The organism is Silvibacterium sp. (genome assembly GCF_047605705.1).
Lineage (GTDB): Bacteria > Acidobacteriota > Terriglobia > Terriglobales > Acidobacteriaceae > Silvibacterium.
Window position 1 is genome coordinate 1 of sequence record NZ_JASGFD010000038.1, and the last position, 25,755, is coordinate 25,755.

Annotated in this window: 19 protein-coding genes and 1 pseudogene; 10 read left to right on the forward strand and 10 right to left on the reverse strand. The window is 61.4% G+C overall.

Annotated elements, in window-relative coordinates; translation table 11 throughout:
• The 3 genes and pseudogenes from QM649_RS13920 to QM649_RS13930 all read left to right on the forward strand — a co-directional run.
• Positions 1-414 (forward strand): annotated as a pseudogene (locus QM649_RS13920) (ribonuclease J); the annotation flags it as partial.
• A gap of 115 nt (positions 415-529) precedes the next feature.
• On the forward strand, positions 530-1,516 hold the full coding sequence (locus QM649_RS13925; protein WP_415199654.1) for a threonine ammonia-lyase: 987 nt from the start codon (positions 530-532) through the stop codon (positions 1,514-1,516).
• Between the two features lie 64 nt (positions 1,517-1,580).
• Positions 1,581-2,693: a tetratricopeptide repeat protein gene (locus QM649_RS13930; RefSeq protein WP_415199655.1), complete on the forward strand. Its 1,113-nt coding sequence runs from the start codon at positions 1,581-1,583 to the stop codon at positions 2,691-2,693.
• An 80-nt stretch (positions 2,694-2,773) separates the two neighbouring features.
• On the opposite strand, the gene QM649_RS13935 is transcribed toward QM649_RS13930, so the two are convergent.
• The gene (locus QM649_RS13935) at positions 2,774-4,198 is read right to left on the reverse strand and encodes a hypothetical protein (RefSeq protein WP_415199656.1); all 1,425 of its coding nucleotides are present in this window, start codon (positions 4,196-4,198) and stop codon (positions 2,774-2,776) included.
• Positions 4,199-4,512: 314 nt separating this feature from the next.
• Between QM649_RS13935 and QM649_RS13940 the strand changes: the two genes are divergently transcribed.
• Entirely contained in the window at positions 4,513-7,059 is a 2,547-nt protein-coding gene (locus tag QM649_RS13940) for a DNA translocase FtsK 4TM domain-containing protein (protein ID WP_415199657.1), read from the forward strand.
• A 63-nt stretch (positions 7,060-7,122) separates the two neighbouring features.
• On the opposite strand, the gene QM649_RS13945 is transcribed toward QM649_RS13940, so the two are convergent.
• The 8 genes from QM649_RS13945 to QM649_RS13980 form a co-directional block, all read right to left on the reverse strand.
• On the reverse strand, positions 7,123-7,626 hold the full coding sequence (locus QM649_RS13945) for a hypothetical protein (RefSeq protein ID WP_415199658.1): 504 nt from the start codon (positions 7,624-7,626) through the stop codon (positions 7,123-7,125).
• 63 nt (positions 7,627-7,689) lie between these two features.
• On the reverse strand, positions 7,690-8,400 hold the full coding sequence (locus QM649_RS13950; protein WP_415199659.1) for an inner membrane CreD family protein: 711 nt from the start codon (positions 8,398-8,400) through the stop codon (positions 7,690-7,692).
• 60 nt (positions 8,401-8,460) lie between these two features.
• Positions 8,461-8,850: a transcriptional regulator gene (locus QM649_RS13955; RefSeq protein WP_415199660.1), complete on the reverse strand. Its 390-nt coding sequence runs from the start codon at positions 8,848-8,850 to the stop codon at positions 8,461-8,463.
• Complete coding sequence (locus tag QM649_RS13960; protein WP_415199661.1) at positions 8,840-9,457, reverse strand: hypothetical protein; 618 nt, start codon at positions 9,455-9,457, stop codon at positions 8,840-8,842. The genes QM649_RS13955 and QM649_RS13960 overlap by 11 nt, the downstream gene beginning before the upstream one ends.
• 111 nt (positions 9,458-9,568) lie before the next feature.
• The gene (locus QM649_RS13965) at positions 9,569-11,002 is read right to left on the reverse strand and encodes a nitronate monooxygenase (RefSeq protein ID WP_415199662.1); all 1,434 of its coding nucleotides are present in this window, start codon (positions 11,000-11,002) and stop codon (positions 9,569-9,571) included.
• A gap of 130 nt (positions 11,003-11,132) precedes the next feature.
• Positions 11,133-13,022: an acyltransferase family protein gene (locus QM649_RS13970; RefSeq protein WP_415199663.1), complete on the reverse strand. Its 1,890-nt coding sequence runs from the start codon at positions 13,020-13,022 to the stop codon at positions 11,133-11,135.
• A gap of 302 nt (positions 13,023-13,324) precedes the next feature.
• On the reverse strand, positions 13,325-15,277 hold the full coding sequence (locus QM649_RS13975; protein WP_415199664.1) for a DUF2339 domain-containing protein: 1,953 nt from the start codon (positions 15,275-15,277) through the stop codon (positions 13,325-13,327).
• An 87-nt stretch (positions 15,278-15,364) separates the two neighbouring features.
• A complete protein-coding gene (locus QM649_RS13980; protein WP_415199665.1) occupies positions 15,365-18,832 on the reverse strand; it encodes a TonB-dependent receptor domain-containing protein in 3,468 nt (1,155 codons plus the stop codon).
• A 248-nt stretch (positions 18,833-19,080) separates the two neighbouring features.
• On the opposite strand from QM649_RS13980, the gene QM649_RS13985 reads away from it, so the two are divergent.
• The 5 genes from QM649_RS13985 (at position 19,081) to QM649_RS14005 (ending at position 24,220) form a co-directional block, all read left to right on the forward strand.
• Complete coding sequence (locus QM649_RS13985) at positions 19,081-19,797, forward strand: response regulator (protein WP_415199666.1); 717 nt, start codon at positions 19,081-19,083, stop codon at positions 19,795-19,797.
• Between the two features lie 13 nt (positions 19,798-19,810).
• Entirely contained in the window at positions 19,811-20,527 is a 717-nt protein-coding gene (locus QM649_RS13990; RefSeq protein ID WP_415199667.1) for a response regulator, read from the forward strand.
• A 238-nt stretch (positions 20,528-20,765) separates the two neighbouring features.
• A complete protein-coding gene (locus QM649_RS13995; RefSeq protein WP_415199668.1) occupies positions 20,766-22,397 on the forward strand; it encodes an OmpA family protein in 1,632 nt (543 codons plus the stop codon).
• A 118-nt stretch (positions 22,398-22,515) separates the two neighbouring features.
• A complete protein-coding gene (locus QM649_RS14000) occupies positions 22,516-23,397 on the forward strand; it encodes an NAD(P)-dependent oxidoreductase (protein ID WP_415199669.1) in 882 nt (293 codons plus the stop codon).
• Positions 23,398-23,431: 34 nt separating this feature from the next.
• Positions 23,432-24,220, forward strand: coding sequence for an SDR family NAD(P)-dependent oxidoreductase (locus tag QM649_RS14005; protein WP_415199670.1), 789 nt, complete (start codon positions 23,432-23,434; stop codon positions 24,218-24,220).
• 69 nt (positions 24,221-24,289) lie between these two features.
• Here the strand turns inward: QM649_RS14005 and QM649_RS14010 are convergent, their stop codons facing one another.
• Entirely contained in the window at positions 24,290-24,490 is a 201-nt protein-coding gene (locus tag QM649_RS14010) for a hypothetical protein (RefSeq protein WP_415199671.1), read from the reverse strand.
• Between the two features lie 128 nt (positions 24,491-24,618).
• Here QM649_RS14010 and QM649_RS14015 point away from each other — a divergent pair, with 128 nt between their 5' ends.
• A complete protein-coding gene (locus QM649_RS14015) occupies positions 24,619-25,626 on the forward strand; it encodes a zinc-dependent alcohol dehydrogenase family protein (RefSeq protein WP_415199672.1) in 1,008 nt (335 codons plus the stop codon).
• Positions 25,627-25,755 lie beyond the last annotated feature (129 nt).

Below are 25,755 nucleotides of genomic sequence, written 5' to 3' on the forward strand. Positions count from 1 at the left end.
GATGGAGACGTGCTCGAGCTGGATGGCGAGAGCGCGGTGCGCAGCGGGAAGGTAACCGCGGGCCGTATCTGCATCGATTCGGGCTCGACCGCCGACGTGGTGCAGGACATCGTGATCCGCGACCGCCGTCATCTCTCTGAAGATGGCTTTGTGCTGCCGATACTCACCATCAACAAGCTCACTGGGCTGGTGGAAAAGCAGCCCGAGCTGGTGACCCGCGGCTTTGTAAGCGGCGAAACCGGACTCATGGAAGCCGCACGCCAGGTGGTCATCAAGACGCTCGAAAACTCGACCGCAGAAGAAAAGGCCGACTACGGCGTCATCAAGGAAAAGATCCGCATCGACCTGAAGCGGTATATCCAGAAGAACACCAGCCGCCGTCCGCTGATCATGCCGGTGATTCTGGAGATCTGACGAAAGAGCTTTACAGACGTGAAGCGGCATCCTTCGGGGTGCCGCTTTTGTTCTTAGACGAGGCGCCAGATTGACTTTGAGCCCGCTCCTCTCTCACTGGCCTATGATGAGACACATGACCAGCGCCACTCCTTCCATCTCGCTCGTCACCCTTGAGACCTTTCGCGCAGCCCAGGACCGCATTCGCGGCGTCGCCGTGCATACACCGCTTGTTCCCTTCCCTTTGCCCGGCAACAATGGCATCTCGGCGTGGCTGAAAGATGAATCGAAGCAGCCAATCAAGAGCTTCAAACTGCGTGGGGCGTACAACAAGATCGCTCAGCTTACCGAGGAGGAACGCCGTCGCGGCGTCATCACCTATTCGAGCGGCAACCATGCGCAGGGCGTAGCGTATGCTGCGCGCGAAGTAGGCGCAAAGGCGATCATCGTGATGCCTTCGAACGCGCCAGAGGTGAAGAAGCAGGCCACGCTTGCGCTGGGCGCAGAGATCGTGACCGTGGGTGCGGCGAGCTCCGACCGCAAGGTCAAGGCAGAAGAGCTGGAGCGTGAGCACGGCTACGTAATGATTCCTCCCTACGACGATCCGGCGATCATCGCCGGACAAGGCACATGCGGCCTCGAGATTCTTGCCGATCTGCCGGATGTGGACCTGGTGCTTGCGCCGGTGAGCGGCGGGGGACTGCTGAGCGGCACGGCCGCGGCGATCAAGCATCTGCGGCCCGAGGTGCGGGTGCTCGGCATTGAGCCACTCCTCGCCGCTGACGCGCAGGAGAGTTTCCGTGGCGGCAAGCTGGTGAGCTGGCCCGCGGAGATGACAACCCGCACCATCGCCGACGGGCTGCGCACGCAGAGCCTTGGCGATCTGAACTTTCTGCATGTCCGCGCCTACGTCGATGACATCCTCACCGTGACCGAGGACGAGATTCGCGAAGCCATGCGCGTGATTGTGCGCTCGACGCCGATCACGCCCGAACCGAGCGGAGCCGTGACCGCTGCGGCGCTGCTCTTCCACCAGAACAAACTGCTGCCGGCCCTGAAGGTAGTTGCGGTGATGAGCGGCGGCAATGTGGAGCCGGAGATTCTGAAGCAGATCGTTGGGTAGGAGCGAGTCAGCGGGTAGGGCGAGTCCGCGAAGAGTTTGATACCTCACACCAAGCGAAGCTTGGATGGGGCACCCATTTCGTTTCGGTGTGTGGGTATCGCTGAAACTTGCCGGCACGCTGACTCGCCGCATACGGCTGGCTTACACTGTTCCCGTGATGCGCACGCCGCGAACCATCCTCGCCCTGCTTCCGTTCGCCATGCTTCTGTCCCCTGCCGGCTCTGCGTTTGCGCAGAAGCGGCCTCCGGCCATCCAGATGCCGAAGAACGGCAAGATGGCCACCATCATCCGCGTGGGCAATCTGTACTCACAGGCGGATGAATCCTCGGATCGCACGGGCGAGGTCACACCGGGACGCGAGCTGGTGATCGTGGAGCGGAGCGGCAACTGGCTGCGCGTCTTCGCCAACGTGGATGCGCCGGAGTCGCGGCTCTCCGACCAGCCGGTGCTCGAAGATACGCAGGAGGTGCAGCCCATCTCCGGCTGGATGGTGAATAAGGGCGTGATCGACGTGGACACACCGCACGGCGAACAGATCCTCTTCGGCGAGGCCATTTCCGCGGAAAATGCAGCGTCCGAACCGCATCCGCCGCCGCGTGCCGCGCAGGATGCGCGCCTGCTCTACCGGCGCGTGGTGGAGATGTTCCCGCAGTCGCCGATCGTCCCGGAGGCGATGTGGCGCGCGGCGGATATCCGCTGGCAGCTGCAGAAAGCCGATGCAGCTACGCTGCCTTCCGCGCATGAGAAGGAGTCCTACCTGCGCGAGCAGATGGACGAGGACGAGATGCGGAAGATCATCAAGTACTTTCCGAAGACAAAGTTTGCCGACTTCGCCGCGTGGGACCTGATCGAGAACCAGCTGTGCGGCGATTGGCAGGGATCGGAGAAGTGCCCGGAGAAGGAAGCCGCGATCTATCTGAAGTACGCCGATGAGCACCCGGATTCGGTCCGAGCGCCGCAGGCGCTTTATCTCGCTGCGTGGCGCATGGCCTCGGCCGGAGACATGTGGGCCGCTGACGGCAATAACGACCGCGCGAAGGAAGACCGCTCCCACACCATGGGCATCACCGACCACCTGCAGCAGAAGTATCCGCAGTCGGAATACTCAGCCCGGGCAAGCGATCTCGAGTTCAAGATTCAGCAAGGGATCGCGGTGTATGGGAGCGATCGCGAATAGGCGCAACGGCGCATCCCTCGATTTCCGTGTAAGAGGCCTCAGCCCTGAAGAATTCCAGGGCTGAGGCCAGTCGAGCACTCCTACTGCAGGGCAAAGCCCAGAACCACTACGTCCCGGTTGTTGGGAAGCGTCAGATTCTTGACGGTCTTACTGTTGTTCAGCGCGAAAGAGTATCCGTACAGATAGAACGTGCGGTCGTCCTGCCCTCCGCTGCTGGTATCGCGATACGCCATGATCTTGGCCTCGGACTCTCCGCTGTAACTCTGCGGTGTGTACCAGTCGCTCAGGCTTTGGGTGACGGTTGTGCTGGTGCCATCGGTGTAATTCACCACAAAAGTCTGCGAGGCCTGATCTCCGTTCACGCCGCTGGCCAGCAGGTTCAGCGTCGAGTACTTGCCGGAGGTCAGGGGAATGGTGGTGCTGCTCCAGGCATCGGCGCTATTGGCCGGCCCGAGGGTGAAGGTGCTGCCGTTCCAGCTCACCGTCGATCCCAGCAGATCGGAAGAGTACGCGTAGCCGTTGCCATCCAGCCCGCCGGTTGTGAACGATGTGCCATCCGTGTAGACACCGCTCACGTTGTAGGCCCCGGTGCTGTTGGTGGTGCTTCCGACCGCAGCGTTGATGGCGTTGGCATACTGCGAGGCCGTGTTGTCCCCGGCGATCGTGTCATAGAGCCAGAGGAAGCCGCCGAGAATATTGCATTGGGAGTGCCAGCTGGTCATCGTGGTCTGTACCTCGGCGGGAGTATCCTCCGAGGCTTCGAGGCCCGGCAGCACCGGCACGGTTCCAAAGTTCCAGCCCGAGCATGGTGTGTTTCCCGCCCCGCCGGCATAGGCCTGCAAATGGACCGCATCCACCGTGCCGGCGAGCTGGGTGTTGATCTGCGTGACTACGCCGGTCCAGAAGGAGCTGTTGTCGTAAGCATCGGGCTCGACGTGATACCCGAGGTTCCCCAGCATCACGGCGAAGGCGGTCATCGAGGATGAGTCCTGGTTGTTCTCGTCATCGAAGTCGATCGCGTCGAGCGAAGGGATCGCGGTCTTCAGCGCCTGAAAATCCTTGTAGAGAATGCTGGTCGATCCGGTGCCCTGCGCATTGACCAGGGCCTCAATATCCTGCCAGTCTCCAACATTGGAGGAGCCGATGCTCAGGGTGATCCGCTTGACCGTACCCTCTTTGAGGGTTGCCAGCGTCGAGGCGAAGCTCGGGTAGGTCTGGTTGCCAACGTAGACGCCTGCAGAGGTGAGCGGGAACTCGCCGTTGAGGTTCAGATCGCCGGTGGAGCTGACCTCTACGCTCCAGACAATTACCTCGGTGAAGCCGGAGTTCTCCAGTTCGGAGATGGTCGTGGTCGGATTCTTGTAGATCGGGCCACCTCCGAAGATTCCTGTGTAGCCGGTTTGCGCCGATGCGCTGATGGGCGTGAGTGCCGTTCCTGCGAGCAGCAGGAAGAACAGGACAGCCATGGGGTAGTGCCACAAAACTTCGAATCGAAGTCGCGTCATGTGGGGCTCCAGAGTTAGAACAAAGGAATGGAGTTGGCGACGAGAGAGGCGCCGCCTGCCGCAGCTGGATGGAATCGCTACCATCAAGCGCGCCGACTCTACCGGCGCCTGTCTCTGCCTGTCAACAAATAGTTGCAAGCTAAGGTTCCGATCGCACTGCTCGTTCCCACCTCGGTTCCCCGCCGGCCTTTTTCCCCTCTTATTCGCCCCGGTATGCCACAATGAACTTGCTCTGGGGATTGGACGGTGTGCCCGCTGCTCGACGGCGAACACTGTGTTGCGCCTGAAAAACGCCCGCCTGAAAACACCCTCAGATGAAGCCTCTCAAACTTGTCACGACCCCCACCCGCAACCGCCGCCTGAATGAACTGATCGGGCTGCTGGTTCTGGTCTCCGCGATCCTTCTTCTCCTTGCACTTATCTCGTACCGGCCCACCGATCCTTCGTTCGACACGGTCGGCGGCTTCGGCCCTCCGGGGCGCCCGGCGCACAACTGGACTGGCCTGATTGGCGCGTGGGTGGCCGACCTCGTGCTTCAGGTCGAAGGCCTGACCGCATTTTGTCTGCCGCTGCTGATCGGCGCACTGGGATGGTCATGGCTGCGCTCGCGGCCTGCGGGCTCGCCCGGCGCCAAGCTGCTCGGCATCCTGCTATGCGCGCTCTTCCTGCCCTCGCTGATGGCGCTGCTGCCGGGGCATATGCACTTCCCTGCCGGCCTGCCGATCTCCGGCGTGACCGGCCGCCTCATCTCGGATGCGCTGGTTACCTGGCTCAACTATCCGGGCGCGTGCGTGGTTTCGGTCGCGATGGTCGCCATCGCGCTCTATCTCTCCACCACGTTCAGCTTCAATACGGCGCAGGACCGGCTCGCGATCCGGCTGGCCTTTGTGATGTCCTGGCGCGACCGCCTGCGCAACTGGCGCACCAACCGCGCACAGGCCAAGACACAGAAAGCCGAAGAGAAGCGGCTCGAAAAAGAACTGGCCAAGGCACGCAAGGCGGAAGCGAAGGAACAGAAGAAACAGCTCAAGCAGGGACATATTGTCGAGCCGGTGCCTTCACCCCAGTTCGACGACGAGATGGAATACGAGCGCGGCCGTCACGGCGGCTTTGCCGAGACGCACGCGCCGGAAGGATATCTCGACAGCCCAGCCCAGCCTGCAACGATGTGGGACGAGATTCCGCGGGCGCATGTGCAGGAGCCGGTACGCGAACCCATTCATGTGGCCGAGCCTCCGCGTGTGCCGTATCCGGAAGCGGACGAAGAGCAGGAGCAACCCGCAGCTTTCGTGGAACCGGTCGCGGTCTCCAGCCGTCCTCCGGCTCAGGCCACCGTTGCCGTTGGCCAGCGGGCCGAAGCACAGACACAGCATGTCACCGTCGCGCCAAAGTCCGTTGCAGGCTTCCAGCTGCCACCGAGCACGCTGCTGCACCTGAGCGAGGATACGCAGACCATTCGTGAAGACGAGCTGCGCGCCGAGGCGCAGATCCTCGTAGAGAAGTGCGCCGAGTTCGACGTGATGGGCCAGGTGGAACGCATCAACCCGGGCCCGGTGGTCACGACCTTCGAGTTCCGTCCCGATGCAGGCGTGAAGTACAGCCGCGTGACCGGGCTCGCCGAAGACCTCTGCCTGGCGATGCGTGCCGAGAGCATCCTGATCGAACGCATGGCAGGCAAGAGCACGGTCGGCATCCAGGTGCCGAACCATGACCGCGAGACGATCTGGCTGCGCGACGTGATTGAAGCCGACGGCTTCCGCTCGGCAAAGAGCAAGCTGACGCTGGCCATGGGCAAGGACATCAACGGCCGCATTGTGACAGCGGATCTCGCGACGATGCCGCACGTGCTGATCGCCGGCTCGACAGGCAGCGGTAAGTCGGTGGCGATCAACGCCATGATCATGTCGGTGCTCTTCAAGGCCACGCCGGACCAGGTGCGCCTGATCCTCGTCGATCCAAAGCGCGTGGAACTCGGCATGTACGAGAAGATTCCGCACCTGTTCACACCGATTATCACCGAACCCAAGCTGGCGGCGAACGCGCTGCGAAACGCGGTGCGCGAGATGGAGCGCCGCCTGAAGCTGCTGGCCGCGCGCTCGGTGCGCAATATCGACCAGTACAACAAGCTCTTCGAAAACCCAAGCCTATTCGAGGACTCGCCGGAAGAGACACCACTGCCCTACATCATGATCATCATCGACGAGCTGGCCGACCTGATGATGCTGGATAAGGCAAATGTCGAAGAAGCGATCACGCGCCTTGCACAGATGGCCCGCGCCGTCGGCATCCACCTGGTGCTGGCCACGCAGCGGCCTTCGGTCGACGTGATCACCGGCCTCATCAAGGCGAACGTGCCGAGCCGCATCTCCTTCCGTCTTGCGACGAAGGTGGACTCACGCACGATTCTCGATGCCAACGGTGCCGAGAGCCTGCTGGGCCGCGGCGACATGCTCTTTCTGCCACCAGGCACCTCACGGCTGCAACGCGTGCATGCGCCGTTCGTTACGGAAAAAGAAATCGCATCGGTTACAGATTTCTGGAAGCGGCAGGGCGAGGCCGAATATGCGGAGGGCTTCCTGGAAGCGCCGAAGGACGCGAACGGGCGCGAGATCGGCGGCGATGGCGATGGCGGCGACCAGGATGACGAGCTCTTCCAGGACGCGGTACGGCTGGTGCTCGAATTCGGCAAGGCTTCTACTTCATTGCTGCAACGGCGGCTGCGCATTGGCTACGGCCGCGCCGCACACCTGATCGACATGATGGAACGCGATGGCATCGTAGGCCCGGCCGAGGGCTCAAAGCCGCGCGAGATTCTCAAGCGGCCGGACTGGCTGAGTGAGGTGGAATCGGCAATGCGGTAAAGCCAGGATCCACTTCAAACACGAACGGTGTGGCCAAAAGCCACGCCGTTCGTGTTTGTGCCGTCATTGTGCGTGATCGCGCTCGAGTACGGAAATCCAACGCCGACACAACAGCAGAGGGATACAGCCAAACACACCAGAGCTGCAGTCGATCAGCCGCCACGGGAATGGAATGCAGCGCACTGCGCCTGCAATCAGCGCCAGCGGGATGATCCCAGCGCAAGCGATGAGTCCAAAATCGATAACCCACTTATTGCGGACCGGTTCACGACACGGCCCGATGAAGGCAATGGCGATCACCATGTGCGCGAATGCCAGCCAGTCTGTCCCATATGCCAGAAACGGATAGCTCTGGTGCATCGCTGCCAACCCTTCGTGAACGCGGGCGATCCAGGGGAGTAATCCTATTGCAAAAGAAATTCGGCGTAGAACTTCCGTCAGAAGCAAACGATGAAACCACTGCAGTTCTGTAAGAAGCGGAAACGCCGTAACGCCGCTCAGCAAAAGCCCTCCGATGAAGAGCACAAGCCAGAAACTGATTCTTTGAACGATCTCTTTCTGTTGCATCTGTCTCGGAATCCTGCGGTGAAGGCGTACTTTTTACCCAGCACGCCTTCGCCGGAACTTTGTTTATACCAGCCCCTGGAAGAACTCGGGGCCTGCATTTGTTTTCAGCTTCTCCTTCGCAGTCCGCGCACTGTACCAGTCGATCTTTCGCGTGAAGTACATCGCCACAGCCACGGCGAGGAAGCTCATGATTGCGCCGATGAGCAGGGCGTCGTCTTCCAGGCGCAGCAGGAGATAGATCAGCGTGTAGAGCGGGCCGAAGACGGCCAGTGCGCGCCAGCCCTGGCTGCGGCTCTCGAAGATCCAGCCGGCATTTGTCGAAAGCAGGCCCACGGTTGCGCCGCCTGCCATCAGAAAGGCCCAGTCGAAGCCGACTTTCTCCGTGAGTGAAAGCAACAGCAGGTAGAAGATGAGCTGCGCCGTCCCCACCAGCACGTACTGTGCAGGATGCACACGCGTGCCGGTCGTAGCCTCGAAGACGAAATACGTGAGAAAGACCAGCCCGAGAAAGAGCAGAACATACTTGAGCGATCGCGTGACCGAGCGATAGGAGTCCACGGTGCGGATGGGCAGTGCCGATGCCGGTGCATTTGTAACAGCCGTCTGCACAGTTGTCACTTCATGTGCGGCAATCTGGCTGCGATCCTCCACCAGACTGCTTACGAAGAACGATGGAATGGTCATGAACAGGGCCAGCACGCTCAGCAGCAGCAGCTTCATGCCCATGGAGCGTGGATTCCAGTCCCGCATTTCCTGCGGCGTTATGGATTGCATCTTGTTTCTCCTTGTCGAACATCAGGTTTACTTTGCATTGCAAAGTATTGCAGCAAAAAATTAGCTCTTCTGCGGCAGCAGGGCCTTCAGCCCTTCAGGGGTGGACTTTCCCTCCATCAGCGCCGCGGCGTCTTTCACAACCTTTTCGAGCGTGGTGAGGTACTCCATGAAGCGGGCGCGTCCGGCAGGGGTGATGCGGCAGATCGTCTGCGGACGATTCCCTGCCGTGGTCTTGATGACCTGCACCATCTTTTCCTCTTCGAGCACCTTGAGGTGCCGGTTGAGATTGCCGTCCGTGAGGTTGCATAGCTGCTTGAGATCGCCGAAGCTCACGCCCTTTTTGCGCGTGGCGAGCGAGGTGAGAATACCCAGCCTTGCGCGCTCGTGGATGACGCGGTCGAGGCCCTCGTAGGCAAAGGGCGATTCCATCGACGGATCTTCAGATGGCATCGTTGCTCTCCTTTTCCGCTCCGAACCACAGCACCGCAGAGACCAGCACCTCTCCCACACCGAATGGAATGCCCATGGCCCACGGCGAGAGCGCACGATCTCCCGCCAAAGAGAAGAGAAGCAGGCCAGTGACGAGATACCATCCTCCGACAAAGAGCATCGCGCGGGGGAGAAAGCGGCAGGATGCGAAGATGCCGAGGCTGAAGAGGATCTGCCAGAGCGCAGGCAGCATCCAGAAGCTCTGCGGCACGAAGCGCGCCAGCGCAACGGTGAGCAGCACGCCCACAGCCAGCGCCGGAAGAAACTGCTCGATGGCCATACGCAGCATGGCGCTGGCCATGCAGGTGTGGATGCGGCGCGTGCGCGCGAACATCTCAATGGCCGCGAGCGCGATGGAAGCGATGGCCACACCGATCCACAACTCGAGATAAAGCGCGTGATGCGCCACGGGCTCAGGCAGCCAGCGTGACTGCGCGAAAGCCGCGGCAACCGCGAGGACTCCAGTGCCTGCCACGGTGGCAGGACCATAGCCACGGAACTCCGAGCTCTCCGCAACCTGCTGCCGTATGCGGTCGATGTCGACCAACGCTCTGGAAAGATCGCTCATTGCTTCACTTTGTATTGCAAAGCTGATCGCGTTGTCAATGGCTTTTTCGCTCGTGCCGGAGCTGCGCATCCCGCACGACGCAACAGCCCCGAAATTTTCTTTTGCGTCGTTCTACGCTGACTCCCGCGTACCGAGCAGGGTGTGGATCACGTCGGCAGCAGTATAGGAAGTCGCACCCGGAGCGAGGAACTGCGTTGCCGAGTTCAGGTCGTCGCCCTCGGTAACGATCGCCGGCTCAGTCCAGTCTTCTCCGCGCGTCTGCGCCAGTCCGATGTTCGCCACGAGCCCGTTACAGAGACACTTACGGCCTACGGTTTCCTCCTCGCTGCCTCCCTTGGCGAGATAGTTGCGCACGGGTTCCGCTGCGCAACGGAAGCCGATGGCGCCCTCCGGAGTCTGATACGCCTCACGCAGATAACCGAGATCGCAGATGCGCTGTCTCGCCTCGTACACATGCGCATCGGAGTAAGTGCCATCGACCGCGGCCACCTTGAAAGGAAAGCCCGTGGGCGAGGCCAGCGGATCGGTAAACACCGTGCTGCGGCCTGCGATGGCATCCGCCATGAGCGTCTTCTTGTAATCCTCGCGCAGCCCCGACTCCTCACTTAACGAGAACGCCGTTCCCACCTGTACGCCGGATGCACCCTGCTCCAGGGCCTCGCGCAATCCCTCCGCGCTGCCATAGCCGCCGGCCAGCCAGAATGGCGCCCCCAGCTCGCGCATCCCAGCCAGGTCCACACGATCGCGCTCACCGTAGATGGGCTCTCCTGCCTCGTTCCACTGAACCTTGCCGCGCGGCGGCGCGTTGTGGCCGCCTGCTGTCGGGGATTCGACGACGAAGCCATCGACCTTGCCCGAGGCGCGGCGCAGCATGGTTGAGGCCAGCGTGTTCGACGAGACGATGGCAAGGAACTTCGGCCGCGTGAGTTGGGGAAGCGGGCCATCGATGTAATCCGCAGGGTTGAAGTGCATCTTCGTTTCGAGCTCCGGAGTCGCGCCGGTCACTGTTAGCCGGTATTCGGCTGGGCGTTGCGCGGCGTAGGCATCGAGCACCGCAGGGGCGTGCAGCGGAATGCCCGCGCCCATCAGCACATAACTCACACCGGCCAGCATGGCTCCGTAGATGGAGGCGAGATGCGGAAGCTGCAGCTTCTCGAGATAGTTGATTCCCACTGGATTGTCGTGCCCTTCACGAGCGAGGAAGACCTCGATGAAGTTTGACACGATACACAGTTCGGCCAGCTTGCGCGGCATCTGCTGCTGGTGCATAGGGAGTAGGCGGAAGGGCTTGTCCGCGCTCTTGCCTCCGGGGATGAAGAACTCGTTCCAGATACGCTGCGCCATCGCCGGAAATGGAAAGGCATCGAGACCGCGGCGCATGGCGCCGTCCTTGTCTCCGTCGCCGAGACGTCGAATGAGAAGCGTGTCGAGAGCGGTGCCCGAGACTACACCGAGTTGCTTAAGCCGCGATACGGCACGCGCGAGACGCCAGTTGGATACACCGACGCCCATGCCACCCTGAATGATGCGAGGAAGCTGGAACATTGGCAGATTCTGTCATGCCTGTAAAGGGCATGTCTGTGAGCCAGGACACCGTTCTGCGTTGCCGTTGCCTGTTATGGAAACAGGTTCAGCGCTCCCATGCATCGGTTTTGTTTTATTGGCTGGATAAAAGCTACGGCAGCAGCCCCCTGGCGACGAACTGCCGCACCGCGTAGGACGATCCTTCACTGGTTAAGTGTGAGAGATCGTACTGGAAAGGCACCTGGTTGCCTGCGTAGAGCGGGCAGGGGCCTTGCGGACAGAGCGTATCGAAGTACGAGAGATAACGCGCATGCCATTGCGAGGCATTCAACGCCTTCATCTCCGCGTCCATTTTGCGATACATGGTCAGCTCGTGGCTCGTAACCGAAGAGGGGTCATGCGTGGAGAGTTCGGCGACGAGGAGGCGCGGGAAGGCTGTGTCGTATTCCGCGAGCGGCCCGAAGACGGTAACCGGAATGTGCTGCTGTTCGAGCCATGCAATGGTCGGTGCGAGCTTCGCAGGCTCACCCGGCTCCCAACGTGCCGCCAGGTACACGCCGTCGACATGATGCGCCGCGAGGTAGTCGCGGAGAACCCAGTTCACAAGATGGGTGCAGCGCGGCTCTCCCTTGCCATCCAGCATGGGCCTGCAGCCTGACGCCGTGGCCTGCAGGATGTGCACGCCGGGCAGCTCCTGATTGAGCCCGTGCCACAGCTGCGCGGCATGGCTGTCTCCCATCAGCAGGTAGTTCTTCTCGCCTGCAACCGGTGTAAGGCAGGCTGCCTCATTGAAGGAGTCCGCGGCGTCACTTGAGGTGAGAAAGCAGGTGCCCTGCCGGTAATCGGCTTTGTAATCGAGATAGGAGCCGACGCGGGTCGCCTCCGGTGAGAAGCGCGACGGGTAGCCATGCGTATGGAGCGCGCTGGCAGCGGACACAGCCACGACGAGGGCGATTACCCCGGCGGCAGCAAAGAGCGGTGCGCCGGAGAGCTTAAAGCGCCCATTGCGGAAAGGCGTCTCGATCAACAGCCAGGAGAGATAACCGGCGACCAGCGAGAGCACAAGCGCCATGCCCTGCACGCTGCGGATCGATCCGTTGCCGACCATCACGTGACCGACACTCTGGAAGACGATGATGGGCCAGTGCCAGAGGTAGAGCGAGTAGGAGATGAGCCCGATGAAGGTGAAGGGGCGCGTCGAGAGCAGTCGTCCGACAGCCGATATCCCGGCCTGCCCGGCGGCGATGATGGCGGCGGCTCCAAGGCACGGCGCGAGGGCGGCGAACCCGGGGAACGGGGTAGCCGCGCTGTAGAAATGTCCGGCGAAGAGAATGGCCAGCAGCCCGGCTCCCGAGACGATCTCGCGCGCCAGCCGGTTGGTAAGCTGCGGCAGGATACGCATGGAGAGGATGGTGCCCAGCAGCATCTCCCAGGCGCGGCAATGCAGCATGTAGAAGGCGGTCTCGCGGTCGTGATACGCGCCATAGGCGCTGACCGCCAGCGAGACTGCCGCGAGTCCGACGACGGCTGCGCGCAGGCGCTGCGGAAAGAGCTTGCGCACCAGCATCAGAAAGAGCGGAAAGACGAAGTAGAACTGCTCTTCCACGCCGAGCGACCAGGTGTGCAGCAGCGGTTTGGTCGCCGCGGGTGCGTCGAAGTATCCCGACTGCGTCCAGAAATAGATATTCGAGAAAGAAAAGACAGCGGCCAGTAGAGAGAGCCCGTAATCGCGCATCTCGGTGGGTAGCAGGAAACGCCACGCCATGATGCTGCTGAAGATGAGCACGCCGAGCAGGGCGGGAATAATACGGCGGATGCGGCGCTCGTAGAACTCGACCAGCGAGAAGCGCGAGCGCTCGATCTTCGAGAGGATGATGGCGCTGATAAGAAAGCCGGAGATGACGAAGAAGACGTCGACGCCTACGTAGCCGCCGGTGAACTGGCCCATCTTCAGATGGCAGGCCACTACGAGCAACACTGCAATGGCGCGCAGTCCGTCGATATCCGGGCGATACCCGTGCTGCGCTTTCTCTGCCTTCACTTGCTTTTCCGTCGAGGTTTCCATCCGCTCCTTATCCCTGGAGTGCTTTGATCTCACGCGCAGGGTCCGCCCAGGCAACGATACGATTCACAGCGCGCTGCATGGATAGATGCAGCCAGTTGGAACGTCCTGAAAGCCGGAAGCAGATCCTACCGCGAGCTGCACGCCGGCCGAACCGGCGGAGGGCCTCCGACTGAGGCGGTTGACCCCGATCATAGCAGTTTGGACGGGGTATTCCGGCCTCCCACTGGTAATGCCTGCTACCGGGACAGGTACCGTTCGAAGGCATCCAAAGGTGCCCTTTATTGGTGCCGGGAGCCTGTATTGCGCAGGCTCAGCCAATCCTTCTGGTAGACGAAGCTGACTGCGAGCAGCAGCGCGCCCAGCCCCAGGAAGCTCAGGATGCGGTAGCCCTGATCGAGCTGGCGCGTATCGAAAAGGAAGACCTTGGCGATGCTGAGCGAGAGAAGCACCAGCGCCTGCCAGCGCAGGAAGGCCGACTTCTGCCAGAATCCCATGGCCAGCAGAGCTGCCCCGGCAAGCATGAACCACGCCGAATAGCTGAACTGCTCCCCGAGCGAGTTGCCGAGGGGGCTGTTCCCGGTCGCCCAGTAGGCGTGGATCTCCATGCAGACGGCAATGAGCAGGAGTGCTGTAGCCACCAGCCCGTTGGCCGCGGCAAAGTTGCGCCACTCTTCGCTGTATCCGGTTGCCGAACCTTGTTTCTCACGCGCTGCCGCAGCCAGTCCCAGGCGCATAGCCCACGCACAGACGCCGGCGCCCAACACCCAACTGGCGAAGCGGGTATTCAGCAGCAGCGGGCCAAGCACTGGCGGATGCCAGGCTTCCACCGGAGCGATGAGCGAGAAGACCGCCAACACGAGCACGCCCGATGCCGTCAGAAATAAGGGGCGCGAGAGCGATGATGCGGCTGCAACCTCCGGCCTGCGCCGTGCAGCCAGCCACGTGAGTGCACCGAATTCCAGGAACCAGCCCACGGTGATCCAGCGGCCATGCGCCTCCATCGGAATAGCGATGGTAGCGAAGGCACCTGCCAGCGCAATCTCCGTCGTGGCTGCGCGCGCGCCGCTAAGGCGCTGCAACACGAGATAGAAAGCCACAAACGGCAGAGGGATCCACTCCCGCAGGCCAGCGTAGGGAGGATGGCCGAAGAGCACGAAGAGCTCGCAGAAGACAACCAGCGCATTCAGCACGGGCAACAGGCGCAGGGCGAGGCTCTCTTCCAGCGGGTGCCGCGTTTCGCTCACGGTGGACCGCGCCTGCCGCAACAGAAGCGCCGGGGAAAGAGCGAAGATCAGGAAGAAGACCAGCACGAAGAACAGGGTGGCGCCAAAGCGTTCGTCCTCATAGCTGCTGGCGTACCAGCCGACAGCGTAGAACGTAGTACCGGCGAAAGCGGCCAGCAGCAGGCGGCTCCACGGGCGCTGATGAAGACGCGCGGCGAGCAGCGCTACGACCGAAGCATCGAGCACCAGCAGGTAGCCGAAGAGCGCGAGTTCATCGCTGGCATGGGCGGAGAGCAGCAGCGGCGTGAGGAAGCCTCCGACCGCGGCGTAAAACGCCAAGATCTCGGAGTTCTGCCGCCAGCTGAGCCAGGCGTTCATCGCCGTAACCAGCACCATCGTCAGAAAAGCGACACTGCCGGGGATCAGGTGAAAGATGGAGTATGCGGCCCACAGCGAGAGGTAGAGTACGCCGGTGGCTACGGCCTGCAGCGAGTACGCGAATGCCTGGTATCCCTTGCGGCGGAAGCGCTCTGCCAGGCCGGCAACGCCGATACCGCCGGCGATACCAATCATGACCCGAACCGCGGGCCCGATCCAGCCGTTATCGATAGCCAGTTTGAGGAACCATGCCACGCCGATGAGCACGGCAACGATACCGATGCGGTTGAAAAGCTGGGAACCGATCTTCCGCTCCAGGGAACTACGACTGTCTTGCGAAGTACCGCTGCCGCGCGAAGCTTCGTTGTCGTGCAGTGCACGGCTGATATCACGCAGGACCGTGCCGGGCGGCGGAGATGTTTGCGCAGGGGCATGCTGCCATGCGGTAGCCGGGGCCGACGCGACCGGTTGCGGCGGCGACGAGAAGGCAGGCGGCGATGCTGGAGTTGTCTCACGGGAGGCAACTGCGTCCACGCGAGCCTGCTGCTCCAGCCTCTCCACGCGAGCCCGCAAGGCAGCCACTTCTCGCCGGAGCTCGACTACATCCAGCTCATCTGCATCGTCAGTCATCCCGACCACTCTACCTCGCCACGCATGCAAGAAAAAAGGGAGCCCTGTGTGGGCTCCCCGGAAAAGCGCTGCAAACTCAGGTTCGAACTAATAGATGACCTTGAGTCCGAACTGGATAATGCGCGGCTCGAAGGTGCTCGAGATCTGGCCGCCGCTGGTCGGCACACCGCCGGTGATGGCCGAGAGCGGTGCCGTGGCACCTGTGCTCAGCGTTTCGCCGGTTGTACCCTGCGTGCCGCTGATGGTGCTGGGCAGGTAGGGGTTGGTGTGGTTGAAGAGGTTGTAGAACTCCGAGCGGAATTCGACCTTCAGCCCCTGGACTGGCGTGCTGAATCTCTTATTGAGCGCGAGGTCTGATTCATAGAAGGCCGGCGTGCGTCCAGGGTTGCGCGGAGCATCGCCAAAGGGGCTCAGCACGTTGCCCGCTGCGTCCTTGATGGGGGGCAGCACGAAGGCGTTGTAGTTCACATAGTTGATGTAGCCGGTATTGGCCGCGCGTGAGCTGCGGCCCTGTGTCACCTTGGCATGCGGCACCATGTCCGGGCGATATTCATTTGCACCGCGATAAGTCGCTGAGATCTGCTGCGAAACAGCCTGCGCGCTGTTCGGCGTGTAGGTGATGTTGAACGGCGTGCCGGCCTGCGCCATATTGATCAGACTGACCTGCCATCCGCCGAGCACCGCATCCACCGCGCCGTTGGCATTGTTCAGCCAGCGGCGATCCCGGCCGAAAGGCAGCTCATAGATGAGGCTCGTGGTGTTCTCAATCGGGAGGTTGTAGTCCGACTGCGCGTAATCCGCCTTGATATTGTTGGCATCCTGCGGCGAGGGCGTGTTGCCTTCGAGCGAGGCGCTGGCGTTATCGAGCGAGTGCTCCCAGGTAAAGGAGTTGAGTAGCGTAAGACCGCCGTTGAAGCGCTGCTCATAGCGGACCTGCAGTGCGTTGTAATTCGACCAGAATTCGTTGAGAGCCTCGGTGATATCGCTGGGCCAGTTGCCGTAGGGGCGAGCAAAGGCGTTCGAGGGGTTCTTTTGGTTGCCGTTGAGGAAGCCCTGCAGCTTCAGGCCGTGATTGCCGACGTAGGCGATATCGAGGATGGTGTTCTTTGCCAGCTGCTCCTGCACGCTGAGGAAGTAGTCTTCCACGTAGCTGTCACGCGTGTTCTTCGGCACCCAGGTGATGTTGTCGGTGGAAGGATTGAAGGTCGTCGTCAGGCCGGAAGGAAAGCCCTGGCTGGCCGTCGCATAGCAGCTGGGCGAGGTTGAACCCACGGCGACGATCTGCGCCGGCAGCGGCGAGGAGCACTGATTGGTGGTGGTCGGCTTGATCTGCGTTACCGAGGCGAATTGAGCCTGCGGCGCATTGATCGCGAGGATGTCGCCCGAGCCGGCGCGTGTGTAGTGAACGTACGACATGCCGAAGCCGCCGCGAACCGCCGTCTTCGACGTAGCCGCGTAGGCGAAGCCCACACGCGGTGCAAAGTCGTTCAGGTCGGGATTGACGAGCGTCCTGCCGTAGACACCGCCCTTGCTGACGGGGGTGACATCTGTGCCGGAAGCTCCGGGCGTGATGGTCAGCACGGTCTGCGAGACAGGATCGAAGTTCGAGATGTAGCTGTTCTCTTCCGAATAGGGAGAGCCATACTCCCAGCGAAGGCCCAGATTCAGCGTCAGGTTAGGAAGAACCTTCCAGTCATCCTGCGCATAGGCGCTGTCCAGCGTCTGGCGCAGGTGCGCGACGAAATAGTTAGCGAGCTGATAGTTGCTGGTGGTGCCGAAGAGGAAGTCGGCCCAGTAGTTATCTGAAACCGCCGAGGTGCCGTCGAGACTGTAGGCGCCGCCGTAAGTCCATCCGCCGTAGAGCGGGTTGTTATCGTTCACCGCCATCCAGACGTGCTCATATTCGTAACCGAACTTGAGCGTATGCTGACCCTTCACCCAGGTGAAGTTCACCTTCGGATCCAGCAGCGCCGGATCCTGCCACTGCGGATTGGTGCTCTGGCGGCCAAAGGCGGTGAAGCCGGTGATGCCGATTGAGGGCAGACCACCGGAGATGCCGGCAATCTGCGGCAGGCCGGAGATGGTGTAACCCAGCGAGTTGTTGCCGATAGAGAGGGTGTACTTGCCGGCCTTGGTGCGCGAGAGGCCGAGGCGCGCATCGACAATCTTGTTCGCGTCGAAGAGATGCGTGTAGCCCAGGGCTACCTGCTGATCGAGCACGCGGATGGTGCCGTTCGCCTGGCCATCGAGCGGAAGCGGGATCGACGGGTAGTTCACGCCCGTCTCCTTGCGGTCGCTGACGCGCAGGAACCAGGAGTTTTTCGCATCCTGCTGGTAGTCGAGGCGAAGATCTCCCTTATCGGAGTTGTCGCTGAAGGGCACCTGCACGGCGTAATCGTTGGAGTTGAGACCGGTCGTCGCTAGGCCCGACTGCGGCAGCGAGAGCGCCGCGAACTTATCGACGATCTTGAGCGAGAGCGGGTCGAAGACCGAGGTCGGAATCGGCGTGTTCGCCGGATAGACGATGCCCGAACGGGGATCTTTGACCGGAACCACCAGGTCGCCTGCGAGCTCATCTTTTGTGGGCAGCGTAAGCACGCTCAGCGGCGTCAAAGTCTGCCGGAAACCCTCGTAATCGAGGAAGAAGAAGAGCTTGTCCTTGATGATCGGGCCGCCGAAGTTCATACCGAACTGGTTGCGATTGAAGGCCGGCTTCTGGAAGGCGGTGGCGGTGCCGGTGTTGCTCACGACGTTCGGCTTGAAGAAGCCGTCGGCGTTCAGATCGGTGTTGCGCAGGAACTCATAGAGTGTCGCGTGGAAATCATTCGTACCGCTGGATGAGGCCACGTTGATGGTCGCGCCCGACGAACGGCCATACTCCGCGCTCTCATTGTTGGTGACCACATTGAACTGTGCGACCGAATCGGGCGGGATGGCGATGATCTGGTTATCGAAGCCCTGGTTGCTCTCGCCGTAGGCGTTGTTGTCCATGCCGTCCAGCAGGAAGTTGTTGAACATGCTGCGCTGGCCGTTGACGTTATAGGAGCCCTGGCGGACTAGGCTGTTGATCGAGCTGGTCGTCGCCGCCGTGGGCGCCTGACGCGAGCCGGTCACCAGGCCCAGCAGGTCGGAGTAGTTGCGGGTTACCAGCGGAAGGGCTTCGCTCTGGTAGTTGGTGATGGTCTGGCCGCGCTGGCTCGATTCGGTTTCGAGCTGGAGGGCAACGCCATTCACTTCCACTGTGGTTTGGGCGGCGCCGGCCTGTAGTGTCAGGTCGATGCGCTGGCGGTTCCCCACCGAGATCTGGATATTTTCCGCAACCGCGGTTGCAAAGCCCTGGGCGGTGGCCGTGATCTTGTAGGTTCCTACGCGAAGGGAGGGTACATCGTAATCGCCGCTGCCGTTGGTCGTGACATTGCTGGCGATATTGGTTCCTGTGTTCAATACGCTGACCGAAGCGTTCGGAATTGCCGCGCCGCTGGAGTCATGAATGGTGCCGACCAGGCTGCCATTATCGTATTGAGCGAACAGGTTCCCTCCGGAAATCAACAACATAAGGAGGCCAATCCCAAAAAGTACTGCAATCCGTCTGTTTTTCCGCATGGTGCAGAGGATAAGAACGAAATGCAAATGCCAGATGAATGGGCCGAGAATGACAAATGAATGAGGACGAGAAACGCCACGAAACTCGCGGGCAATTTTTTGCATCTCAGTGACCGTGGTTACAGGCGCCTCCCCCCAAAATCCTCCCCAGCCTGTTACTGCAGATCATGATCGATACTCCCTCGCTTGCATCGAAGTCCGTGCTTCTTATCGACGATGACGAGATCAGCCTTTCTCTCGTCAGCATGCAGTTATCTTCTGCCGGATTCACCGTTCTCCCCGCCGACAGCGGCGAAGCGGCGCTTCGCCTGGCCGCGGACACTCTCCCTGCCGCTGCACCCGACATCGTCCTCACCGACCTCCAGATGCCCGGTCTGTGCGGACGGGAGCTCGCTCTGGCGTTGCATACCCTTCTGCCGGAGGCCACACTGATCGCGATGAGTGCCTCACCGGGAGACAGCTCCGGCTATCACGGCTTCGTATCCAAACCGCTCAATCTGGAGGGACTTCAGAACGTCATCGAGAATTCTCGGCTGCCGCTCCAGCCTGCCGCAGCCAACCGTCAGGATGAGCCACTGCAGCTGGCGATCCTGGACGAAAACACCTATCAGAAGCTGTCCTCGATGATGCCGGCGCCAGCTCTTGCCGAAGTATATGAAGTGTGTCTCAAGGACACCCGGCTGCGCTCCCGGCTCATGCTGGAAGCCGCCGGGGAAGACGAGTCACGGCTGCGCCAGATTGCGCATACGGTCAAAGGCGGAGCCGCCATGGTCGGCGCCGCGCAGACCGCCGCTACGGCTGCTTTTCTTGAGGCAGGACGATATTCTCCTGCGGATGTACCTGATTTGATAAATAAATTGTTGTTCAGCTGTGACCAGCTGGAGCGTATCCTGATGACAAAAGTTCATCCTTATTAACTAGAGTGACACTATGACTGCCCGGACCTCTCCCACCAAACTCTCTCCTGTCGCCGGCCGACCCATCCTGTCCAATATCCGTATCGTGCTTGCGGATGATCATCCGGTTGTTCGCATTGGCGTACGCAACATGTTGCAGTCCGACGAGGGCTTCGACGTCGTAGGCGAGGCGGGCGATGGCGATGAGGCCATCACGCAGACGCTCGAAACGCTTCCAGACATTCTCCTGCTCGACCTGAACATGCCGCGCCTGCCCGGACTCGAGGCGATGCGCGCGATCATGAACGGATCGCCGACGGTGAAGATCATTCTGCTAACCAGCACGGTCACGCCGCAGCAGATTATCGAGGCGCTGCAGATCGGCGCGCGCGGCATCGTGCTCAAGGATGCGCTTACCGACCATCTCACCAGCGCCATCCGTACCGTCGTCTCCGGCGACTACTGGATCGGCGGCAAGCGCGTAGTGAACCTTGTCCAGGCGCTGCACGACCTCACCAAGCAGGCTGCCGTTCCGGAGCGCAAGACCTTCGGTCTGACGCCGCGCGAGATGGATGTTGTCGGCTGCATCGTGGAAGGCTGCAGCAACCGTGATATCGCCAAGCAGTTCACGCTCAGCGAGGAGACGGTGAAGCGGCACCTCTCGAACATCTTCGACAAGACAGGTGTGTCCACGCGTCTCGAGTTGGCGATGTTTGCCATCGCGCACCGTTTGGTTGCCCCGCAAGCGTAACTTTCGCTGTTCTTTTTTCTATCTGTCTCAGTTCCGTTGTGACGATCAGCCAGTCCATCCTTCTGGCTGATCGCCCGGGCAATCCCGGCCTCTCTTCCCTGCATCCATCTCTAGCGAACGGCTGATCTCGGAGCTCCCCATGCCGTCGTCGCTTCACGCATTGTGCGGCGATTTCCTGCGCAGTCTTGGCGCAGCAGAAAGATGGATCCGCATCGACGGATCGAGGAAGAGATAGACGATGAAATACGCACTCTCTCTGGCAGTTCTCAGCTGCGCCGCCACTCTGGCCGGCGCTCAGGAAGCCAACCCCACCTCCACCATGCAATGGCCGCAATCGCAACAGCAGAAGGACCAGCCGCAGGCGCACATTGAAAATGGCGTCCCTGTGTACAAGGTCACCGTGGTGGGACGCGACATCCCGGCCATTAACTATTTCCATCGCAGCGGTTCCACGAAGATTGGCTTCGAAGGCACGAGTCTGATGGCGCAGGGCAAGGGGTCGGCGGAAGTGGAAAGCCGCCGCGGGCGCATGGTCATCGACGCGAAGTTCGAGGGGCTTGTCCCCGCGAACAGCTTCGGCGTGGAGTACCTGACCTATGTGCTGTGGGCGATCACGCCGGAAGGCCGTCCGGTGAATCTTGGCGAAGTGCTTCCCCAGGGATCGAAGAGTGAGATCACCGTCACGACCGATCTGCAGGCCTATGGCCTCATCATCACGGCTGAACCGTATTACGCCGTCACCATGCCGAGTGATGTCGTCGTGATGCAAAATTTTGTACTGCCGAACAAGACGCAGGGCATCCTCGAGCAGGTGAACGCACATTATTCCCTGCTGCCGCGCGGCGCTTACACGCAGACTGCCGGCCAGCACAGCGTAATTCATCCCATTACGCGCAATGACCGTTCGCCACTCGAACTGTATGAAGCCGTGAATGCCGTGCAGATCGCAGAGGCTCAGGGCGCGGATAAGTATGCGCCGGATACGATCGCTACGGCCAAGCAGGATCTGCAGAACGCGCAGGACTTCGACGAGCACAAGAAGGACCAGAAGCAGACCATCACCTACGCCCGCGAGGCAGTACAGGCCGCGGAAGATGCTCGCCTGATGTCGATCCGCAAGATGAAGGCGGAAGAGGATGAGCAGCATCGCCAGGATGCTGAACATGCCAAGGAGCAGGCTGCACAGAGCGCGCTGGCGGCACAACAGGCGGCAGCGCAGCAGGCTGAGGCCGAGGCTCGCGCCGCACAGGCGGAAGCCGCCGCTGAAAAGGCCAAGGCCGAGCAGGAAGCTGCGCAGCACCAGGCCCAGCAGGCCAACGACCAGACCGAACAGATGCGTGAGCGCCTGAAGGATCAGCTGAATGCGGTTCTCCAGACCAAGGAAACTGCGCGCGGCCTGATCGTTAACATGTCCGACGTACTCTTCGATTTCGGCAAGTACACACTCAAGCCTGAAGCACGCGAGAAGCTGGCGAAGGTCTCAGGTATCCTGCTCTCCTACCCCGGCCTTACGCTGCAGGTGGAAGGCTACACCGACAATGTTGGCTCGGATGAGTACAACCAAAAGCTTTCCGAGCAGCGCGCCGATGCGGTTCGCGATTATCTCGTGAGCCAGGGCGTGCAGCAGGGCAACATCAGCGCCACTGGCTATGGCAAGACGAATCCGGTGGCTGATAACTCCACGGCGTCTGGCCGCGCACAGAACCGCCGCGTGCAGCTGGTCGTCTCGGGTAATGCGATCGGCGTACAGCAGGCCGCGCCAACTCCGGGCAGCGACAATACTCAGCCGCAGGCACAGCCTCAACAGCAGCAACAACAACCGCAGCAGCCCCAGAATCCTACCGGCGTCTCGAACGAGCCGCAGCGTTAGGTTAACCTCAACAACTGCAGAAAGGCCGCCCGCAGGGGCGGCCTTTCTTTTGCCCGCACTGCGTCGCCGAACGGAGTGCCATCATCCAAACAGGCATACCTTTTTTGCTGGAGCACGCATGCGCATTGCTTTCCTTGGCCTCGGCCGCATGGGGACGCCCATCGCCCTTCATCTTCTACGCGCCGGACACACGCTCACCGTCTGGAATCGCACGGCGGAACGCGCGCAGCCTGTTGTCGCCGCGGGGGCCACATTGGCCGAGACGCCCGCCGATGCGGTGCGCGAGGCCGAGGCCGTCTTCACCATGGTCACGGATGACACCGCACTCACCCACCTGATCGACCAGGCAAAGCTGCTCGAAGCCCTGCCCGCAGGCGCGGTGCATATCGCCCTCAGCACCATCAGCGTGGCGCTCTCGCAGCGGCTCACAGTCGCGCACGCAGCGCATAGTCAGGGGTATGTAGGTTCGCCGGTTTTCGGACGGCCTAACTTTGCGGAAGAAGGCCGACTCTGGACCGTTCTCGCCGGATTGCCTGAACACGTTGCCACAGCGAAGCCGCTTGTCGAAACATTCAGTCGCGGGGTAACGGTGATCGGAGAAGATCCTGCGAGCGCGCATGCACTGAAGCTTGGCGGCAATTTTCTCATTACGGCGATGATCGCCTCTCTGTCCGAGGCCATGACCTACGCCGAAGCAAATGCGATCGATCCCGGCATCTTCCTCGAAACGGTGAACAACGCGTTGTTTCAGTCGACGTTTTACGCGAACTACAGCAAGGTGATGCTGCATCCGCCTGCGGAAGCAGCGGCTACCATCGCGCTGGGGGAGAAAGACACACGTCTCTTTCGCGAGGCAGCAGAACACGCGGGCGTGACTACGCCGCTGGCCGATTCCTTTGCGGCCAACTTCCGCCGCGCCATCGATGCAGATATGCAGGATGCCGACTGGGCCGCCGGATACTATCGGTTTGTCCGTGAAACGACCGGCCCGCAGGGCTAAACCTACTTCACCTACCGAGGCTTACGATATATCCATGGGAAACCTGAACGGGAAAACTGTCTTTATCACCGGGGCCAGCGCGGGCATTGGCGCAGCTACCGCGTTTGCCTTTGCGCGTGAGGGCGCACGCCTGCTCATCGCCGCCCGCCGTCACGAGAAGCTTGCATCGCTTGCCGCCGAATTGAAGGAAGCCGGCGCCATCGCGGTGCACACGCTGGTGCTCGATGTACGTGAGCGCGCGACAGTCGCCTCGGCGATCGAGGCACTCCCCACGGAATGGAAGACGATCGATGTGCTGGTGAACAACGCCGGCCTCAGCCGTGGCGTCGACAAGGTGTACGAGGCGAAGATCGATGACTGGGAAGAGATGATCGACACCAATGTAAAGGGACTGCTTTACGTGACGCGCGCGGTTGTCCCCGGCATGGTGGAGCGCAATTCGGGCCACATCATCAACCTGGGATCGACGGCCGGCGAGCAGACCTATCCCGGCGGCGCGGTCTACTGCGCCAGCAAGGCAGCCGAACGCGCGATCAACGACGGACTGCGCCAGGATCTGCTGGGCACCGCGGTCCGCGTGACCACGGTCGACCCCGGGATGGTCGAGACCGATTTCAGCCTTACCCGCTTTCGCGGCGACTCTGAACGAGCGGCGAAGGTCTACCAGGACGTGACGCCGCTCACCCCGGAGGATGTCGCCGAGACCATCGTCTGGACGGCAGCGCGCCCCGCGCACGTGAATATCGCACGCGTGCTCATGACTTCCATCGACCAGGCCAATTCCCTGCTTTTTAACCGCAAGCAGCAGGTTGGCACACGCTAATCGCAACCAAAGACGTTACGAATCTCCGGGCACATAGGTTCCTGCCCGGAGAAATCGTGACAACGGCGGTTACGATAGCTGCTTGAGCTTCGCTTCGATCTCCGCCAGCGCGGCTTCGAGAGCCGCCCTTCGATGCGGGCTCGATGTCCGCTGGTCGAGAATCCGTTCACGCTGCAGCTCCAGTTCCTGCTGCTGACGCTTGCGGTGAGCCTCGGCCGCTACCTGTTCACTCTTGGACTTCACAGGATCGACGGTCGCTTTCTCCGCCACCTGTTCCTCTACCGATTTGCTTTCCCATCCTCGCGCCATGTCTTTATGCTACCGCCCGGAACCGCATCCGCGGCGAATAGTGACGCATCTCTAGCCTGAAAAGAATGTCCATTCGGAATGGAGTTTCTATGAAAATCTGGCAAATCCCCGCCTTCGGCATCGATCATCTGCAGCTTACTGAGCGTCCGGAGCCTACACCCGGACCGGGCCAGGTTGCCGTCCGCATCCGGGCTGTTTCGCTCAACTACCGCGATCTGATGATCGTGCTCGGCCATTACAACCCGAAGCTGGCGATGCCCCGGATCCCCTGTTCGGACGGGACGGGAGAGGTCATCGCAGTCGGCGAAGGCGTGACCCGCTTCAAGGCCGGCGACCGCGCTGCGGGTATCTTCATGCAGAACTGGATCGATGGCCCGGCCAGCGCCGCAAAGCAAAAGGGCGCACTCGGCGGCGATATCGACGGCATGCTTGCCGAATCGGTGGTTCTCGACCAGAATGGCCTGGTCAGCGTGCCGGAACACCTTTCCTGGGAAGAGGCGGCGACGCTGCCCTGCGCGGCCGTCACCGCGTGGAATGCGGTGGTTCATGCAGGGCAGGTCAAAGCCGGGGATACGGTCGTGATCCAGGGGACGGGCGGCGTTTCTATCTTTGCGCTGCAGTTTGCGAAGCTGCTGGGCGCACGTGTGCTGGGCACCTCCGGCAGCGACGAGAAGCTGGCGCGGGCAAAGCAGTTCGGCCTCGACAAAGGCGTGAATTACCGCAAACAGGAAGACTGGGCCAAGTGGGTGCTGGAGCAGACCAGCGGCCAGGGCGCAGACCTGATCGTCGAGGTGGGCGGAGCCGGCACATTCGCACAATCGCTCAAGGCGGTGCGCGTAGGCGGTCATATCGCCCAGATCGGCATCCTCAGCCAGTCGGCAGAGCCGGTGCAGATCGGCCCCATGCTCCATAAGCAGGTACGACTGCAGGGCATCTATGTCGGATCGCGGACAGACTTCGAGGAGATGAACCGGGCGATCACCCTGCACCGTCTGAAGCCGGTGGTCGATGAGGTATTTCCCTTTGAAAAAGCTCCGGCGGCCCTTTCGGTCATGCAGAGCGCGAGCCATTTCGGGAAAATCGTAATCAGCCGGTAGGTTTTCCACACCCGGCGCACTGTTTTTGACCTTGCAGGCGCGAGAAAGCGGGCATCTTATGGGACACGCGGTTTACCCCCATCTGTTACGGCTCCGGCCACGGCTGGAGCCTCCCGCAGTGTCACCGCC

Excerpts from the sequence above, each read along its gene's own strand:
- QM649_RS13940 (WP_415199657.1), top strand. The coding sequence starts at position 4,513 with ATGAAGCCTCTCAAACTTGTCACGACCCCCACCCGCAACCGCCGCCTG.
- QM649_RS13965 (WP_415199662.1), bottom strand. The coding sequence starts at position 11,002 with ATGTTCCAGCTTCCTCGCATCATTCAGGGTGGCATGGGCGTCGGTGTA.
- QM649_RS13955 (WP_415199660.1), bottom strand. The coding sequence starts at position 8,850 with ATGCCATCTGAAGATCCGTCGATGGAATCGCCCTTTGCCTACGAGGGC.
- QM649_RS13980 (WP_415199665.1), bottom strand. The coding sequence starts at position 18,832 with ATGTTGTTGATTTCCGGAGGGAACCTGTTCGCTCAATACGATAATGGC.
- QM649_RS14015 (WP_415199672.1), top strand. The coding sequence starts at position 24,619 with ATGAAAATCTGGCAAATCCCCGCCTTCGGCATCGATCATCTGCAGCTT.
- QM649_RS13975 (WP_415199664.1), bottom strand. The coding sequence starts at position 15,277 with ATGACTGACGATGCAGATGAGCTGGATGTAGTCGAGCTCCGGCGAGAA.
- QM649_RS13930 (WP_415199655.1), top strand. The coding sequence starts at position 1,581 with ATGGGGCACCCATTTCGTTTCGGTGTGTGGGTATCGCTGAAACTTGCC.
- QM649_RS13945 (WP_415199658.1), bottom strand. The coding sequence starts at position 7,626 with ATGCAACAGAAAGAGATCGTTCAAAGAATCAGTTTCTGGCTTGTGCTC.
- QM649_RS13925 (WP_415199654.1), top strand. The coding sequence starts at position 530 with ATGACCAGCGCCACTCCTTCCATCTCGCTCGTCACCCTTGAGACCTTT.
- QM649_RS14005 (WP_415199670.1), top strand. The coding sequence starts at position 23,432 with ATGGGAAACCTGAACGGGAAAACTGTCTTTATCACCGGGGCCAGCGCG.
- QM649_RS13960 (WP_415199661.1), bottom strand. The coding sequence starts at position 9,457 with ATGAGCGATCTTTCCAGAGCGTTGGTCGACATCGACCGCATACGGCAG.
- QM649_RS14000 (WP_415199669.1), top strand. The coding sequence starts at position 22,516 with ATGCGCATTGCTTTCCTTGGCCTCGGCCGCATGGGGACGCCCATCGCC.
- QM649_RS13950 (WP_415199659.1), bottom strand. The coding sequence starts at position 8,400 with ATGCAATCCATAACGCCGCAGGAAATGCGGGACTGGAATCCACGCTCC.
- QM649_RS13935 (WP_415199656.1), bottom strand. The coding sequence starts at position 4,198 with ATGACGCGACTTCGATTCGAAGTTTTGTGGCACTACCCCATGGCTGTC.
- QM649_RS13995 (WP_415199668.1), top strand. The coding sequence starts at position 20,766 with ATGAAATACGCACTCTCTCTGGCAGTTCTCAGCTGCGCCGCCACTCTG.
- QM649_RS13990 (WP_415199667.1), top strand. The coding sequence starts at position 19,811 with ATGACTGCCCGGACCTCTCCCACCAAACTCTCTCCTGTCGCCGGCCGA.